General features: G+C 49.8%; 7 protein-coding genes. 1 reads left to right on the forward strand and 6 read right to left on the reverse strand.

The window, feature by feature from the left end; genetic code table 11:
- Nucleotides 1-69: 69 nt before the first annotated feature.
- Nucleotides 70-624: a TetR/AcrR family transcriptional regulator gene (locus tag OU814_RS11950; RefSeq protein WP_268183040.1), complete on the forward strand. Its 555-nt coding sequence runs from the start codon at nt 70-72 to the stop codon at nt 622-624.
- A 45-nt stretch (nt 625-669) separates the two neighbouring features.
- Here OU814_RS11950 and OU814_RS11955 read toward each other — a convergent pair whose 3' ends face one another.
- The 6 genes from OU814_RS11955 to OU814_RS11980 are packed head-to-tail and all read right to left on the reverse strand — an operon-like array spanning nt 670 to nt 18,349.
- Complete coding sequence (locus OU814_RS11955; RefSeq protein WP_268183043.1) at nt 670-2,613, reverse strand: hypothetical protein; 1,944 nt, start codon at nt 2,611-2,613, stop codon at nt 670-672.
- On the reverse strand, nt 2,610-8,339 hold the full coding sequence (locus tag OU814_RS11960) for a hypothetical protein (protein ID WP_268183045.1): 5,730 nt from the start codon (nt 8,337-8,339) through the stop codon (nt 2,610-2,612). The genes OU814_RS11955 and OU814_RS11960 overlap by 4 nt, the downstream gene beginning before the upstream one ends.
- Nucleotides 8,340-8,399: 60 nt before the next feature.
- Nucleotides 8,400-11,786, reverse strand: a complete 3,387-nt coding sequence (locus OU814_RS11965) for a hypothetical protein (protein WP_268183047.1) — start codon at nt 11,784-11,786, stop codon at nt 8,400-8,402.
- Nucleotides 11,783-15,172 (reverse strand): DUF6603 domain-containing protein, encoded by a 3,390-nt coding sequence (locus OU814_RS11970; protein ID WP_268183049.1) that lies wholly within the window; start codon nt 15,170-15,172, stop codon nt 11,783-11,785. Before OU814_RS11970 ends, OU814_RS11965 begins: the two co-directional genes overlap by 4 nt.
- Nucleotides 15,173-15,210: 38 nt before the next feature.
- Nucleotides 15,211-17,301, reverse strand: a complete 2,091-nt coding sequence (locus tag OU814_RS11975) for a hypothetical protein (protein WP_268183051.1) — start codon at nt 17,299-17,301, stop codon at nt 15,211-15,213.
- Between the two features lie 46 nt (nt 17,302-17,347).
- Nucleotides 17,348-18,349: a hypothetical protein gene (locus OU814_RS11980; RefSeq protein ID WP_268183053.1), complete on the reverse strand. Its 1,002-nt coding sequence runs from the start codon at nt 18,347-18,349 to the stop codon at nt 17,348-17,350.
- Between the last annotated feature and the right edge of the window lie 231 nt (nt 18,350-18,580).

Raw genomic sequence — 18,580 nt, forward strand, 5'->3', positions numbered from 1 at the left:
TCAAACTGTACCGTTCGTTCGGTATAATGTCAATAGCATCTTTCTAAAGTTACTTTTCATACCTAAACCATGCCTAAAGACACTTACATCCCCTGCTTGCTGCAACTGTTTCGGCATTACGGCTACGATGGAGCGACACTGGCGAGGATTTCTGAAGCGACAGGGTTAGGAAAGGCAAGTTTGTATCACCATTTTCCTGGAGGCAAGGATGAGATGGTGCAAGCGGTGATGGATTATTTGGATGCATGGTTGGCAGAGCATGTATTACCGACATTGCACGGGGATGATTCTGCTCTGGAAAAACTACAGCGAATGTGCGATCGCTTGAGCGAACTTTATGAAGCGGGTCGTCAGCCTTGTATAACCGCCACTTTGCTATTAGGGTCAGCGCGCGATCTTTTTCACGATCGTGTTCAAGCTAGATATTCTGCTTGGATTCGTGCAGTGGCACAGGTTTTAGTAGATGCAGGACTGGATTTGACGACAGCTCAGCAGCGCGGAGAAGATATGGTAATTACAATTCAGGGCAGTTTGATTGTGGCGCAAGGATTGGATAATCCTGAAATCTTTCAGCGATCGCTGAAGCAGCTACCACAGCAGCTCTGCCAAAATCTAGGCACATGAATCTTGATGATGCTAGATGCGATTTGACGATCCTTGGTGATTCATTTAGCTTGGAGGTTGTCCTTCAACGATTCGATCAAAGGCTAGACCACTGGAAGCTTCGCCTCGTCCAGTTTGTTTACGTGCGCCTAGCCAAACCACTACCCGACCATCACGCCAGCGAGTTCGTTGGAAAGATTGCGTCACTCGCACTCCCGCTCTTGGAACTGTTTCTTCATGAATATAGTAGGCTTGTTTTTGATCGAGTCCGGGGCGCAGTAGATTGGTTCTGGGGCGGACTTTCAGCGGTGGGTTGGGATCACCTGCTAAAATTCGCGGCAGGGCAGCCCGTTGTAGTTGAATCTGGCGAGAGTCACCTGATTGATGCACGGGGATGAAAGGAATCCAGTTTTCGGGGACTGAGGTCATGACCAGATACCGAATGTTCGCTCGATCGAGAGGAGTTGGAACCGGATCAACCGCGAGTTGTTGATCGAGAAGCCGTTGATAGACATTGTGAAGTGCGATCGCAGCTTCATCGCCAGATTGACTGATGCCGCTAGCCGTCGGAATTGTTTTCTCAACTCCCCAAACCATATTCGCCATCTCATCGCGGACGAGCAAGACTGACTCTAGCGGACTGCTTTCTTGAATTTTGGGTACCGTTGGCAAGAGTAATAATTGATTGCTCGCAGGTTGCTGGTCTGACAAAGTTTTGCCCACGATCGAGGGCGTGTCGGGAGAATCTTTTTGGCTAATCGTAAAGAGGCTCCAACGCTGCCAGTCATTATCAGTTCCTGCTCCAGAGGGATCGATCCAGGTACGTTCTCCAAATACATTCGTGACAACTAGCCCACGTACTTCAGCCAGACTGCCAACTGGTAAAGTATAGGGAATCAAAAACCAGTCATTGGCATAGACCAAGCCGAACTCCATCACCATCAGTTTGGCAATGTCAGTGGTATCTGGCTTGATATCTCCAAAGTTAGTTTTTTGATCTTCAAAGCTCCACCAGCGCGTATTGGGCATTCCGGCAAAGCTAATCGGGTTAGGGATCAGTGTTTGGGTATCAGTTTGTAAAACTGAAGGTCGTGCTGGCGGTTCAGTAGACTCTGGCTTAGGCAGTAGGCTTTCAGCAGCAGGATCAATGTCGAAGTTGTACCAATCGAGATGTCCCTGGTAGTATTCATCAGCAACAAGAACTTGTTCTCTAGAGGTCGTTTCACTGGTTGCAATAGGTGCAGAGCAGGCAAATTGATATTCTAAGCGTGCAGAATCCCAGGCATCGTTTTCTGCGATCGGCTGATCATAGAGCTTCTGAAACCATTGCACAAATTTCACCACTTGCTCTGCTAGGAAAGTCTCGTCTCCCGGAGCAACAGCAATGCCGTCAGAAACTTGAGGCGTTGGCTCACCCGCAGGAGCAGGCGTTGTTAAATATTGGTACAACTGACCGCCATCTAATCGTCGTCCTGCGACTGCTGCAGCCTGTTGCCAAGTGTTGAGGTCGGCACAAATCGGGGCATCTGTCCGGCTCATTGGATCGGGTAAGTCGATCGGGTATCGGGTTTGATAAGCAGAACGATAGTCAGTGCCAGACGGCGGAGTGCGAATGAGTTTGAGCCATTGCCGCCCCATCAGGAGGCGCAAATCTAGAGAAAGGCGTTGTTGTCCTTGGGTTAAAGCGATCGCTCGACGTTCGACCGTGGCTTCTAGGGGATGTTGATCGGCAAAGTCGGTGGGAGGATGATTTTTGGCTTGATAGCGAGTCAGTCGAGTCGTCGCAACGTGCAGTTTGGCGAAAACGGGTGAACCCGCATCGTCTCCTTGAAATTCTCCAAGCTGCCATTGACGAGTCAGCATCCACAAGGCATCGCGAACCTCGGCTTTGAGCGCGCGATCGAAGTTTGCAGTGCGGGGGCGACCTTCTAACCGATTCCATAGGGTAATCGTGGGAAAGGTGCGACGGCTCAGGGCTTCAGAGAGATTGGCAATGGTGTATTTGTTCATGAGTCGCGGTTTAGCAGAAAGTCATGGACTTTGTTGTTGAGAGCAAGGTTGGCGGAAATCGAGATCTGGTAGAGGGTCGCTGCCATGATTGTGGCAGGGAGAAATCGGGCATAGGCAGTGTCGTCGAGTTGATCGGGTTCAACGGCGCGTTTTTTCGCCATCTCTAAGGTTTCGATCAAGGCTCCAGTCAGGTCAGACCATTGCCAATTGCCCGTAGCTCGTGGCGGTGTGACGAATAACCAGGTTTGGGGCGGTTCGCAGTTGGGGCGATCGTAGTGGAAAGCAATTCCGGTGGTTTCTGTCTCACCCGGAATCACTTCAGTCCATTCATCGAGCAACAGTCCGCATTGGCGCTGATTGGGATTGAATGGCACAGTGTAGTAGGCGCTATAGAGTAAGCGATCGCCTTTTAACTGTTCACCGAGTTGGAAATTTTCAGGAAATTGCAAGCCTAACCACGGATCGCCAGAACGATAAGGGAGTTGAATCGGCTGAAGTTCGGGTTCAGGTTTACCAAACGCACCGCTCAGCATAACAAGTTGTTCCCAATGGCGCATCTTTTCACGGACACGAGCAATGCCGTATAGCCAGTCATCGACGGGGAAGTCAATGCCAGCAGCACTCAGGTGACTGAATAGATCCTGGTTGAGGCTAGCTGTCATTGCGTTTTGCCAACTCGCGCCAGCGTCAGGAGCAAGCGTAAATTCAGGAATGAGCTTAAAGTCATCGCCGAACAGAGCAGCAGCAACAGCTTGAACAGCAGTTAAGCGGGTTTCAGGATTGGCGCTGTTGTCATAGGTCGTGAATTGGGTCTGAATCGTTTGTAGCCGCAGGACAATATCTTGGGCAACGGCTGTGACAATTCGCAGCAGATCTTCGGTGAGCGCGATGATTTGCTGTTCTGGAACGCTGAGATCTAGAGGCAAAACGTCGAAGTCTGCGATCGACACTTGAAGACTACTGAGCAGAGGTGCGAGATTCACTTCGCTCGTGGTTAGAATTGCCTGGAAGTTACTGAGTTGATTAGCAAAGAGCGTAGACTGATTCACGATCGCGCTTCGATAGTCCGCTAAGCTAGCAGGTAGGGTGGAGCTAGGTGTACTGGCAACTAGCCGTTCTAGAGCAATCAGGGCATCAATGCGATCGCGATCCGAAGTTTCAGGCGGCAGTGCATCATAAGCTGCTAACTGCAAGGTGAACTGCTGCTGTCGCTCTTGCCAGAGATTCACCCGCGATCGCACTTGCTCAAGGATAGACTCAAAAATCTGGCGTTTCTGATCGTAGGCTAGCCCCCAGCCTGTTTGCGGTAACCCATAGATGCTGAGTGCAGCCATGCGGGTTACAAAGGTGTTCAAATGGCTATCGATTTGGCTAAGAATTTGCGATCGATTCCCTTCTAAATCGGCTAGTAGCCCCTGAAGCAAGTTTCGGAATGGCAGAAGTTGATTCGTGAGTTCATTTTGCAGAGAAGTGACGAGCGGTTCGAGGCGAGGACGCTGATCAATGACAGTGCTTTGACTTTGAGTGCTGGTCGGAGGAGTCACATCACTGGCTTTGAGAGGTTGCGATCGCAAAATCAGCGATCGCAGATGGTTTAGCAGCGCAGACACCTCAAAGAAACTAATTTTGTTTTCTATTCGTTCTGTGTAGTGCAATGTGATAGCTGTATCCGGTCGTAAAGCTCCACTCGGTGGATGATCAAACAGCCATCGGCGCAAGCGATCGTCTAACTCGCCCATGCCTGCTTGACTATCAGTTTGATTGAGGTAAAGCAAATCGATCGGCTGCAACCCCAGATCTTGCTGTGTGACCGTAATCGGCGCGGATACGACATTCGTGACGGGATGACGGTAGCTAATCCGACAAGCAACTCGCTCTGGTTCGGGTAAGACCTGAGCTAACCAATGATTCAAAGCGGGTTCTGCCTGAGCGCGAGGTGTCATCGGCAAACCAGCGATAGGCGAGGTCGTAGAATCCAAACCCGGTTGCAATTGTAGCCCGACACGATGGGTGAGCGTAATACCACTGCGGGGAGTTTGCACAACTTCGGGTTCGGGTGGAAAATTTCCCTTGCTATAGGTGTCTAGTGTTGCTGCGGCTCGATCGTAATTGCCTTGTACCGCTTGGTGAACGCCTTCTGCTAGGGCGAGATCTGCAACCGCATCATGGAGATTGAGGAGTCGATCGACTTCGGCATTGATCGCAGCCGCTTGAGCAGAAGTAGCAGAGGGCAGAGCTTTGCCAAAAGGATAGACTCGTTGGGCAGGATTGGTCTGACGTTTAACGTGATTCACTAAACTCAGCCCATCTAGGACGTTTCGAGCTTCGATCGCTTCAATCGGCACGTTTGGATCAGTACGAGTGGGTGAAAGTCGATCGGCTCGAAGCGGAAATGCTTTGCGTAATTTGAAAATAAATTGATCGACTTCTGCCATGTTATGTCGATCGTGTAATCCTCGCTCTAGTTGGTAGCCGAGTAGTGCTCCTAAGCTTTGACCCTCGCGAATCCCTTCTAGAACAGCGAGCGCGACTCGTACTCGTTCAGATGAGAGATTTACTGCTAAAGTTTTGCGATGATCGGGTTGAGCAGTAGACAGATAGCCATTCCGCAATACTGCTGCGGTCACAGCATGATTGAGAGAAGGTGCATGGATATAGCCAGCATTTTGGTTGTCTTGCAAAATTGTCGATCGAGAAACGACCCGCGCGGCTGGCGCTTTCCGCTGAGGAGCCGTTACAGGGGGCTGTTGCACCGGTGCGGGATCAAAGATCTTTGCAAGGTCTGGACTTAGGTTTTTTGGGGTGAGAACTTTATTTTCAGGTCGAATATTTTCGAGCCAGCCGTAAGCTCCGAGATAAATACCTCGACGATTTGAGGGCTGAGACGCTACAGCTTCTTGTTGAAAGCGAGGAATAGGAAGAGGTGCAGGTGTTGGCGTTGGCGTTGGTGCAGACCGACTCCGCATTTCCATCCATTGAAAATTGACTAGACCAAGCTTCCAGGCATCGAGTCGATAGGTACAACAGTCGATATGTTCAGCAAAGAGGCGCTCTAATCTTGCGGTAGGGACATCTTTTAAGTGTTCTAGTGCGCGAAGTTGGTCGTTGAGATAGCGAGTTTCAAAGGCGAATTGCGTGAGGGCTTGAGGAATGAAATCTGCGATCGTGCGATCGCCTTCTCCCGTAATCCGAGCCTCGGTCTTATAGAGCAGTTGCCAGCGACTCTCACTCGTATTTGCCTGAGTCTTGACATGCACAAAATTTGGTTCTCGCCGCAGTTGCTCTAATTCATTCGCTGAAAGCACTTCTGCGCCGCGATGTAGCCGCCAACTCACATCCCAATAACCCAAGAGCAACGCATGGCGCAAGAACAGATATAAGAGGGCATTCGGAGCTTTGTTGTCGAGAAATCCTTGCTGTTGGCGCAATGTTTCTAGAGAAGTCGATGCTGCTTCTTGTAGCCACTGAATGTAGTTTTTACGATCGGCGGTATAGCTCCGAATCGGATCGACTTCTGATAAAGGGCGATCGTCAATGACTGCACCTTTCATCAGGTTTTGGCTGGAGAGGAAAAATTTCTGTAATACATCCGGTGTCTGCTCACCGCGATATCCGAGTTTTCGGAGTAAATCTAGACCGCTTTGGGTATAGCCTGCTGCAATTAACGCCGCAAAAAACTGACCGCCTAGCCCACCTTGCAAATTGAGTCGATTGAACAACTGCTGCAAGCTCTCGGCATAGCGCTGGTAGTATTCTACAGAGCTAGCATGAAGTCCAACAATATCTAAAAGCGTCTTGTGAGCATCTCCCGGTTTGCCAACCCAGGAAACCTTCGCAACCTGCGCTGCCCAATCAGCATCCATAATCTGAAGAATCTCATACAAGCGACTCAAAAACGTGCGAGAAATTTCGAGCTTCGATGTTCCTAATAGCTTCGGAAGGCGTTCGGGAGACACCCACTGAATTTGCGAAAAAGCAGTAGTAGGCAAGATTCCGTAGGGTTGTCGTCCAATTCGTAGAGCAGGAATGGAGCCGCGCCCACTGACGAAGCGATTGAAAAACCAGCGAGTATCGTCAACAGCACTATCTGTTAATACGGGATGCAGCATAGTTTCCAGGCTATAGCCCAGGGTTGCAGACCACAGTGCGGTATTCATCGCACGAGCTTCTGTTTGATCCGTACGATCGCAATTCGGCACAGTTCTCAAAATCTGCGGATCAATCCCAAGGGCTTCCGCTAACCACTGACCATCTCGTTTACGAAACATATCGGTTTCAGCAAACGGATCATCAGTAGACGTTGTGCCAAACACGGAGTCATAGCTTGCATCAGCATCTTCTGCTCGACTAAATCCAGCCCCTATCTGATCAGTATTGTTCGTGGGTGTCCCTTGAGGCAGGATACTCAAGCCACTGCGTCCCCAGTGATGATGCTGTAAGAGCGTTTCGAGTTGGGTTTGTCCTGCTTTTTCATCTGCACTGAGTTTTAGCCCCAGTACCGTTAAGCGATCGAGACCATTGCGTGCCTGCTCAGCATCTAGGGGCACTTTGAAGCCCATTCCCCACTCGACAGCTCGCTCAAAATCGACCATCCAACGCATTTCGTCACTGATCAATAGTTCGCCATTTTCCTGGCGCAACTGTTGTTCTGGAGGTGCATTGGGATCGGGGCCGACAACTAAGGGTGAAGGAATCGGACGACCAATTTGTTCAAAACGAATATCGCCAGCTTGTCCAATCAGAACGAAACAATCAGGCAGAATTGTAGTTTTGGGAGCCTGACTCCAGGATAGTTGTTTGACTGCGACATCTTCAGCGTTTGGAAAGACTACAAAGTCCACAGTGACCAAAGCATTTTCCTTAGTTAAGGGAGACTGAGGTGTAACGCTTAAGTTATTGGGAATGTATTGTTGAATGAGAACTTCCGCCCACGCTGCGCCGACTGTTCCATTTAAGGTATTTCGCGTCTGTTCAGTTTCTCCATTGAGCCGCCATACCGATTCCCAGTAGACCTTCAGTGCGTCTGCTTCTGGAGGCAGATTGTCGGTTGGAATGGTCAAGATGAGAGCCGGCGTGTTTTCAGCGTCGAATGTTGGTTTTTGATCCAGATTCATCGGGCGATAGCGATCGAGAATCCAGCGCGATCGCCCTGACCCATGACTGCTGACTAACCCGCGCCAAGCCGCTCGCTCTTGATCTTCGCGTCCTCCCGCTTGCCAGCTTTGAGTCCAATACGTTTGGGCGTTTTTTAATTCGGATTGAGATAGTAAAGGTTCAAACGTGTCGATCGCACAATCATCGGGATAGACTCGCACCCAGAGTTCTGTACGAGTCGTATTGTTAGTCGTAATGGTTTTGAAGCGAGTTTCTAAGCGCAGGGGCAGCAGGAGAATCGGATAGTCATCGGAGAGACGTTCTACCTGTTGGCGTGGATCAAGTAATAAGGTTTTGAACCGCTCAAAGCTTGAAGATTCTAGCTCAAAATTGCGATCGTAGCGCTCCTGATTTGCTTGCACCGTTTCTCTAGCTTGGATTGCAGCCCGATTTAGCCTTTGTTGCCGAGCCACATGCTCCTGATTTTGTGGATCAAAAATCTGGGCGAGTTGATCCAGTTCAGCCTGGATTTGCTGTTGCCGCTCCTGGCTCTTGAACAGGTCTAAGTGAGCCTGCTGCTTCTGGGTGCGAGCCTGATTCAGAGCGGTTCTAAAATCTTCAAACTCTGGCATAGGGGCTTCCTTGAGTGATTGTTAAAAGAGACGATTCTGAAGGGTTGAATGGGTTCACAGTTAAGGGGCTGACAACATTTCTGCTGCATGAACTGCAACTAAAACCGGAACTTGATAGAGGATGTAAGCCAGATCGGCAGCATTCGTATCTATATCCCATCGAATGTCGCGATCTTCATTGTGCTGAGTGAGTCGGGCAGGTCCTTCGGCATCCGCACCGGGGTTAGGAGCCGTCAGCGTAAAACTGCGGTTAATCTCCAGAAATGAGCCAGGAGGAGCGGGTTGCACATCTTCCCACGCGAGGTCATTCCAGAGATTCCAAACATTGGGCGCACCAGAATGGTCAATGTCTAGACCAAAGCGTGGTTCTCCAGGTCGCTCTTTGATCACAAAAAACCAGCCTGCTTTGTTCTGATCGCCCGGCTCAGTTCCCGAACCCCCTCGCGCCTCTAGAGCCGTAAGGTCAAAGCCAAAGAAATAAATATCAGGCGATACTTGTGCCTGGTATAGCGGCGTTTTCACCTTAGTGCGGGGCGGATTGGCAAGTTCGGCATCGCTGAGGGAAACAAGGCGACGTTCTTTCGTAAGATCGATCGTTCCATCATCCTTCAATGCCCATTCTGCTTTGTGAGCATAGATCACAGCCGTAGGATATTTCTTGAGTAGTTCACCCCGAATGACTAGGACAACCTCTTCTTCCTTGTCACCCTGAGCTTCTCGGTGATCGTGATCGCCCAATTTAGAAGTCTGTGACCAACGGTGTAACGGAGGAATGTCACGGAGCTTTTCTTTGAGTGCTGCATCATTGAGATTGCCAGGATTCAAGAAACTACTCACATCCCAAAACTGACGGAAATAGCTCCCGCGCTGATCGGTGGGATATTCTCGCCACAAGAGTTCGCGAGCAAACTCATGATTCAGCCCTACCATGTAAGCTTCGATAAACTTTTGGTTGGTTTCGAGCAGCGTGATACTGTTTTGTTCAATTTTGTTGATGTTGGGTAAGAACAGTTCTGAGGAAATGCTGACTAAAGGCTTGTACATGGGCAGATCGATCTCTGGATATGCCATTGCCTCGATAAAGGTTTCAGCGAGTTGCGGTAGGAGATCTTTGAGCCGTTCTGGAAAGAAGATTGTGGATTCTATACGGCGTGGAATCGTAACTTCGGGATTAATTTTCTCGAAAGTCGTGGTTCCTAAGTTCGGCAAATTAACCGATCCTCGGTAGGGCGTTTGACCGACTTCGCGACTGGCTTCGATCAGTTCGTAACTGTCTTTGAGTGCGGCTTTAAATGTGATGGCTTCTGGACTATCTGTATCACCCAGTTTCGGTCGAATCTCTGATCCTGGTTCTGCAATTTCAAAATTAGGATTGCGGGGAATCTCATCAACGGATGCGGGGGTTTGATCCGCTTCGCGAATCGCAACCGACTGTTGGACTCCTTGCGCCCAGCGTTGTAAGCGATCGTAGTACCGGAACAGCACCCCAAACGCGATCGCAGCAACCAGCACTAAAGGTCCACTCAGCCCCAAGACGAGGATTGCGAGCAAAAAGAGCAACAATAGCACCACCAAAGGCAACCAAGGAAAGCGACGCAGCAAATCTTTGATCGGGGTTGGAATATCATCCGGTTCAACAATGTCCGCGACTTCATCGACTGTGAGAACTCCACTAGGCGTTTGTTTGGGTGGAGCAGGGCTAACTTCTCCTGTGTTTACGCGATCGAGCAATGTTGTCGGTTGAATCGTTCCAGAGAAAGGCAGTGATTTCATGATCCGACCGCGCGATCGCAATACTCTTCTCATCGGCGTTGACATCAGCGCAGGCACGACTCGACTTGTCTGCAACTGGTGATGAACTGTTAATCCTTGCTCTGGATCGACGACTCGACGATGCAACGGGGCTGTAAACACAAGTACAGAGTTCAAACTCACCTGTCGCCAAGGGCGCAAATGTCGGTCATACCAAACCCAAGACACTTCTTTTGCTAATTGCGCCCAGCGAATCCGTCGGTTTGCTTCTAGCACATCGCCGACTTGCTCCCAAGCAGCATTCATGTAGTCTTCTTGATTGGTTCGCACAACATCTGTTCCAAAGCCAGCCGCGACTCGATGACGCGGATCGAGGTTCAACTCATGCACCCAGTTCTCTGAGTTCGGGAGCGGGTTTGATGCTCGATCGCTCAACAATCGTTGAGTCAGCGCGTGCCAGCGACCGTAGATGGGTGGGGTAATCAGCGGGTCGGCATCTGTTTCAGTCTCCGGCACAGGTTCAGACGATGGCTCTAGCTCGATCGGAGTTGTGGGAGGGACGGGCAACTGTTGATTTGCATCCAGCGCGGATTGAACAGTATAGTCATCCGCCAAGTTGATCAAAGAAGCTAATGCCGACTGAAACGGGTGAGGATAAGGCTGTGCCCAGTTTTCATAGGTCAACACTTCTCCTTGTTCTTCGGGGTTCAAACTCTCCAAGGGCACTCGTAACGCTCCACCGAGTTTGAGAATGCCATCTAAATCGAGAATTCCGGGGAGGTTAGCACCGGGTCTCTGCACATCTAAGTCTCGCCGACCAACGCTTTTATCCACAGGTTTCGGCTGCAAGAGCCGAACTAAGTATTCAAAATCTCCCTGACTCCCCGTCTGAAAATACCAGCGATGATAGTACGGGTAAGCGGTGGGATCGAGCCGCCCGCTATAGTTTGCTCCGGCAAAGGCTGTGACTGAAGGTGTTTTTGCTGGATCTAGCCCTAGCCCTGCAAGCCGACCAGACTCAAAGACAGGCATCAAGAAGGCATGATACGCCGTATTAGCAGCAAGCTTGCGTGGGCAGAGAATCCGCGAATAGCCAAAGTCTGGATTCTCATTGAGCGCCGTTTGTAACTTGGCTAAGAAGGCATCGGTTTGGGTCGATGACATTCCTTCACCTGTTGCTCCTAGATCTCGATTGACATGAACATGCGCCCACGCCCAGAGTTGATCAAATCGAGGAAGTACTGTCTCTGCTTGAGCAATCTCAATGTAAGAGAGCGGTCGATTTTGAATGTTCTTCCCCGATTCAAATTCTGATTCTGTCAATACGACGAGCATGATCCAGGGCGTAAGGCGATGCTTAGCAAGATCAGGAGCCGCTGGAGTGTAGCGCCAGGGAAAATCTTCGTCGTAGAACTCAATGTAGGGTAGATAGTTCGGCTCAAAGTTCGTAATCCAATGACGCGGTTCGACTTTGACGATCGCTCGTTTCTCAATTCCGACGACATCCCCAGGCCCATAAACTTGAATCGACTTGTTAATAGAATCACTCAAAGGGGACGGACTAATCCCTTCGCCTTTGAGGGTCAACTGCACGGGGATTTCTGCTCGCAGTTTGGAACTGCCCGACTGGATATAGTTTGCGATGCCCTGCCGTAACCAGGGCAAAAAGGAATAGGTAGAAAGGGCATCACTCATCGGTTCACCTCGTGCTGCGGAATCACATGTAAGCGATCGTATAAATCAGGGTTTTGGTTGACCTGCCGTTGCAGATAAGCCAGTGCTTGGGTCTGACTGTTGAATTGAGCCGTACTTTGAAAGGCTTGATTGTTCGCTTGAAATGCCACAACAAACGCTTCTTCTCGAACAGCAACTTTGTCCTTAAAAGGCTGTAGTTTAGTGCGGTAAGCCTTTGATAGTACGGATTGGCTGATGCTATTGCTGCCGAGGAAATGTATAAACAACACTCCGTTAAAAATGCGGAAGCGGCGGATAAACCGTTTGTAGTTACTATCAATGATGATTTCTTCGTAGCGCACTCGTCGTCGAACCAGTTTACTAGAGCGCAGTGCTTTTCCAGGAGCAGAGAGATCGAGTCCGCCCGTCAGCGGATCGTAGGCGCGGCGAGACAGTTTACTTGCATCATCTAGATTTTGGAATTGTGCGATCGCAAATTGTTCTGTGACATCTGCCGTCTTGGCTAATCCCCCACTTGCAACTTCAACCGAGAAGCGTTTCGCATCGCTCACTTTTTGAGTGCCGACTTTATCGATCGCCACATCCAACGGCACGGCTTTCTGGCTAATCCGAAGCATACCGACTGGATGTAAAACGAGTTCTACAGACGGATCGAGCTTGCGGAGAGAAACGAACAAATTGTTTTCGGGCGGTAAGATCGCGCGCCAATTTTGCAGTTTTTCAAACTCTGCCTTGAGAATCGGCATCGCAGGCACAGGGGGCAGCGTTGTATCCTTTTTCTCACCCCAGGTAATATCAAAGTCTGCCGAGATTTCAAAGAACAGAATCGAGAGATAGCCCGTTCCTCTCGCTCGCCAAGGCGTTGGCCCTTCGAGAGAAAACTGCAATCGAATCGTGAACACGCCTGCTCCGAATACCTTCAGCGATACCGAAGCAGAAATTTCAATAATGAAGTAAAAAGGCGAAAACTGAATCAGCGCATCATAGCCAATATGACCTTCCACGCTAAAGGCACTAAAGCCAAAGAACAATTCCGCACGTGCCCCAAACTGCACCGTGTTGCTGGTTACTGCGAAATAGTTCATCACCCGAATCCGGGCATTCGATTCGTTTAAGATATTGACTGAAATTCGATTCGGACTGGGGAACGGCAAGGGGGGTGGATTAAACCGAGGATGGAACCCGCCCACACTGACGACAAAGTTGGGATCATCGCCATAGGCAACGAGTAGCCCCATTTCCCCTTCAAGCGTCAAGAACAGAATCCGCGACTCAAACAGAGTGGCAAAGAAGTAAATCCGCTTTTTATCAAACTCGATCGCACCAATAAAACTAACCTGCAACACCAGCAACGCGGCTTCTTCCGTCGGCAGTGCGACTCGCAACACCCCCAAAATCGCAATGTTGCCCGGAATCTCGATAATGATGCCCAAGGACAGAGAAATCAGCGTCGGCGTTCCCCAACCGAGCTTCGCCATTGGTCCAATCAAAAATTTACCTTGCTGCGGTGGGAAAAACGTTCGTAAGTCACTAAGAATACGCGGGGCATTAGCAATCACATCTCGCGGGAACAAAATGCTATTCAGCGCTCCAGTCCGAACACCTTCAACGAGCGGCTGCAACTGCATCGTGCGATTGAGTCCTAACAATCCGCCGACTCCGAGCAACGTAAATCCAAAGCCTAGTTGTAACCCTGTCCCAAATTCCGCCGTGATGATAATCAAGAGCGAGAATCCCTTTGAGCCATCAGGCATCTTAGTCGTGATTAACCCGATCGCTTTAAGCGTCAGAAATCCACTGAACACTAATTCCAATGCGCCAGCGTATTCCTCTCGATCGAAGTCAAAGAACAAATACCCGCCACCCTTCACCACGCCAGCATCAACGGACAATCCGACACCATTGGGAGGCTTAAAGTCGATCGCTAAATCCGTCGATCCTAAATTCCCTTGCCGGAACACCAGCGCCGCCTGCACCCCAATATTCTCAACGACTGCCTGCAAGGGTCCCAAGCTGAGCTTCAGTACTGCTCCCGCTTCCACCTTAAAGCGATCTGCTGCTGGTTCTAATGCCAAACGTAATCCCTGAATCTGCAGGGGGCCGAGATCCAAATGCACAGCTAATTCTAGAGCGAGTTTCGCGCCTCCCTGGAAGGTAAACCCTGAAAGTAACGTGATGCCCAGGGCTAAACTCGCTTCCGCCTGCACATTCAAACTCGACAAAATCTGCTGGAGAAACCCATCTCCTTCGCCCCCAGCCACGACCAATCGCAAAGCACCAATCTCGGCTGCCATGCCCAGATCCAACTCTCCACGAGGATTTTGAGCAAACCAGGACACCCCTAATCCTTGTACTGCTAATCGCGTACCTCCGGGCGAACCGATTAAAACAATTTCATCTGCACGACTGGTCTTCTCTCGAATCGTAACGGCGGCGCGAAAAGCTCCAACCAGATTGAGAATCCCTTCAACACTCAGCGGCGGACGAACAATCAATCCCACGCCCTGGATATCGGCTGTAGACTCAAACACTAATTCACCACGATCGCACACCCCAAACTCAAACGCTGCTCCTCCGAGTAAATAGGGCAACAGTGCCACGCCTTTTGGCTTACCTGCTTGCGCCTGGACAGGTGCGATCGTAATTCCAAACTGGCTGTAAGTCTCTGCTGTAAATCCTTTCTGCAACAGTGGAAACCGCAAATCCTGCAAGGTTGTTGAACTATTGCCCAACACTGTTCGCGTGGTATCAGATTGAGTGTATCGTCCTCCCGGTAGCGATGCCGATCGCATCAATCGCTCCAACCGAGCTAAAAACTTATCTGAATCAAAGTCGCTCTCCCAAGCGTAGACTGCATTCGCGATCTGAATGGGGTCAGTAAAAAACGTTCCCAGCCTATCCCAGTTAATCCGCCGCATGGTTTGTCCAGCAGCAGGCGTTGGTTCATGCTCAATTAGCCCCAACAATAACAGTGCCTCATGGACTTGCGTCTTCTGCTGCATCAGATAGTCTAAGAGCAAAAAATCTGTCAGCCGCCGAGGCAAATCATCAATATTAGGAATCGATGCTCCCCCTGATGATTGCACCTGATTTTTGAATTGAGCGATCGCATCAACAGTCGTCCCGAGTCTGGCAAAAACAGTCGCGATCGCACTGGCGACTGCTCCTTCTCCACTCGCAGAGAGTAACTGTCGAATTGCCTCGACCAATTCTCCCGCCTGAGTCGCTAATGCGGTGAGTGAACTGCCTCCCGCCCCGGCTGGAAGTTCAAATCCGAGTTGCCGAAAAAACGCGATCGCTTGGTCTGGCGTTCGGATTGAGCGCAGGGGCGCGATCGCTAAACTGGTCTCGGTCAGAATCGATTGCAGGGCATCCTGTTGGGGCATCTCAGTTCTCACTTTCAAACAATCATGGGCGCAATCTTTTAGGCAGGAACAATGACAATTTTGGCGTGATATTCGGTCGTAGGGCTGACCACAAAAGGCGGAGTTGAGAGTCCGGTCGTCGCCTGTCGATTTTCGACAAGCCAAGGGGTGTGACGAGACTGGGCAAAGGTTGCCGTTGCCCCTAAGCCGCTTGGAATATTGCCTTGCCATTGAGCGCGAATCCAATATTTAATCGCGTCATTCTGTCGTCGATTTGCCGCCGCACCAGATGTATCGGTTAAGGCAATTAAGAGATTGTGATTCGCATTCGTTGCCGCAGGGTTATACAGCAGAAAGGGTAATCCCAGCCCCAAGTAATACCGCATCTTGGCTGGATTGCCCTGAACTTGAGCGATCGCAGTTGTGAGATAGCGCTGTACAGGTTGGAATTTAGAATTTGTGTTGCTATCAATAAAGGTCTTTAACTGGGTTTGATAGCCACTGAGTATTGCTACCGTCAACGGAGATGGCGCAGTCGCCGGAATCACTCGTTGGGCTGCACTGACTCCACCACCACTGCCAAAGCGCCGATCGACTGCTTCATAGATTGCTTTGAATTCCGTGAATCGCGTTGCGAGTTGAGCCGGAGTCGCCGTACCAGGAATTGCTGTATCCAGTTGAGTGATCCACGCTGCAAGATTTGGTAACAGAGCATTCATCGCACTGATCTGCGCAGTACTCGGCAAATTCGTGTTGAATAACAAGACATTCGCGATCGCAGCAAATACATCTGTAAATCCAGCAGACCGAATTCGATTGAGGCGATGGATGGGAATTCGAGCTTCAGGGATATTAGCTTGCCACTGTAGACGACAGAACGCTAATGCTCCTAATGCTAGAGTCGTTTGCCAAAATGTCAGATGAGCTTGTGTAATGCCAAATGCAGTTGCCCAATTTTCAAACTGTTGACGGACTTGTGTTGCGCTGTAAGGCGAAAACCCTGAGTTGTAGAGTCCGACGACTCCGGCATTGTTCGTGAGTCCGGTAATGTGACCAATTTCATTAAAATGTTGAAACCAGCGCGGCCCTGAGACAGTCGGTCGAACAGTGTCACTTGTGCCAAAGAACTGTTGAATTGCCCGTAAAAAATCTTGATCTCGACCGACCTGACAGCCGCGAATATCGATTTTGCTATTGCGATTAAACCGCTGCCTCGCTTGAATCAGTTTGGTCTGAAAGGCATTTCCATTTGTCGATACCAAGGTTGCGGTCACATTCGTCGCGTAGTCAGCAGGTCGGGCAGGTAGAGCAGAATTCAGAGTCACACTATTGCCTAATCCCACGATCGCAGTTTTTAAGGTCGTTAACTGACCTTGGCTCAGAGGATTGTTCTGCAATCGACTCGTCACATCTGCGAGTAACACGTCATAGCCATTATTTGCGGCTGTAACTGCTGCTGCGTTTGTCAGGACGTTTTGTTGCAGTGCCCATTGACTCGCTGCAATCTTGATAAAGTCCAGAAAATCTCCGCTCGGTTCTCCGGAGGCATCAGTCGGAATTTGATTGATAATCGTTGCCTGACTCGACCTTAAATGATTGAGAATCGGAGCAACTGCTCCTCGATGCATATAGTAAGTCGTCTCAACAAGAGGGACTGCTACCTCAAAGCTCATCATGGCTTTTAGCGCAGCAATCCGATTGCGAGCAAATCCCTCAAAATGACGTTTTAGAGAGAGCCGAGTTCCATTCTCTACAAATGGAATCAGCAGATTCGTGGGCTGGATCAGATTTTGGCTATCTACAAAGATATGGGACACAATTCTGATCCGGTTAATGATTCCCGTTCCCGTTTCACTGGGATTATTCAACAAATCTAAGAGATGTTCGATCGAAGTAACGGTTTTAGGTGCGAGTCCGGCGTTTTCATGATAGCGATTCGCCAGTTCGATAAACCCATTGTCTTGGGGCGAAGCTTGAGCAATGAAGGTGTACTGAGGAACATAGTCAGGCATACCAAAGAGGGGAGCGGGCGCACTGGCTTCTGGATCGGGTGGACTACTGCCGCCCGATCCGCCTGGAGAGCTACCTCGTTCGATCGTGCGATATCGATCTTGGGTTGCCGTTTGTGTTCCTGTTGTAGTCTTGCACATACATTCTGCTACTCATTGTGTCGAACTGCGTCAGATGGTGAAGTTATCAGGATCTCACGAGTGGTCCTTCTCGGTAGTGGCGCGTGATCCAGTGGGCACGGGTTCCAGACAGACCCGTTAGAACGTCGTTGAAGTTTGTGCCGCTAAAATAGCGATCGCGCAATGTCTCCAAAATCCGACCACAAAGCATGATATTGCTCTTGGGAAACCGAGCCAAGTTAAACAAATCAATCCGCCGATTTTCTTCTAAGTTTGCTAATGCTTGCCGTAATTGCTCATCTGCTAGCACCCGTTGATTCGGCACGTCAGGCAACTCTGTCCAGGGTAAGATCGGAGTCGAGCCTCCCGGTGTTTGAGGTAAGACCATTGCTAAGAGGGCTAAGCGAATCCCACACACTCCAACTCCCGACGCTGCTAGCGTTACAAAATCCCCAGTTCCATTCAAAGCAGCAGCTAACTGATTTAACTGCTGTTGTCGCGCTAAGCTTGGACGCTGCAACGCGCCATCATGAACTAAGCTAAAGACGAACTTCTCAAAGCCCTCCCCGCTTTCAGAGGTTTTTAAAGTTACTGCCTGATAGTAAGGACTTAAATCATTAATTAATTCCCGCAACACCTCTGGATTCGATGCACCTGCTCCGGGCTGATTTTGTGCTTCTGCAATCAGAGTTTCGAGTTCAGCATTCAAGACAATGACGGTCTGATTCAAGCTCAAACTGCCTTGCTCTGTATTGCCTGTGCCGAGCAATCGGACTGTCACAACTAACGTTCCGACAGTCTGTGGGCGATAGTTGACTTCACCGATCGTGGTAGTTTGAGTTTGAGGCGTGCCTCCGTTTTCGATAAAGCTCCATTCAAAAGATTGCACTGCACTGGCTAGCCCTGCATCAGTGACCAAGACAATATACCTGTTCTCCCGATCGACAGCTAAGGGCGCAGTCACAAATGATACAAGAACGGATCGTCCATCGATCGCGACAGCGGACTCCCCTAAATCACTTGCTTGAAAGTTAGTGGGCAAGCGGCTTTCAGTCTTACGAACAGTCATGCTAGAAACCCTATCAGACGTGCTGTATTGAAAAACTCATCCCTGTAGAATGAGTCTCTTATAACACTAATCAACACACTGACTGAGAACTTTAATGTTATTTTTTACATATTAGGGCTGACTATTCTGGATCTGCCGCACCATCAAGCAACTTGTGACATGATCATCAAGCAGAATCCTAAAATGAGACAAAGTGCGATCGCCTTAACAATGTCATCTTCACTCATTGCT

This window comes from Leptolyngbya sp. GGD, assembly GCF_026735145.1.
Lineage (GTDB): Bacteria > Cyanobacteriota > Cyanobacteriia > Leptolyngbyales > Leptolyngbyaceae > Leptolyngbya > Leptolyngbya boryana.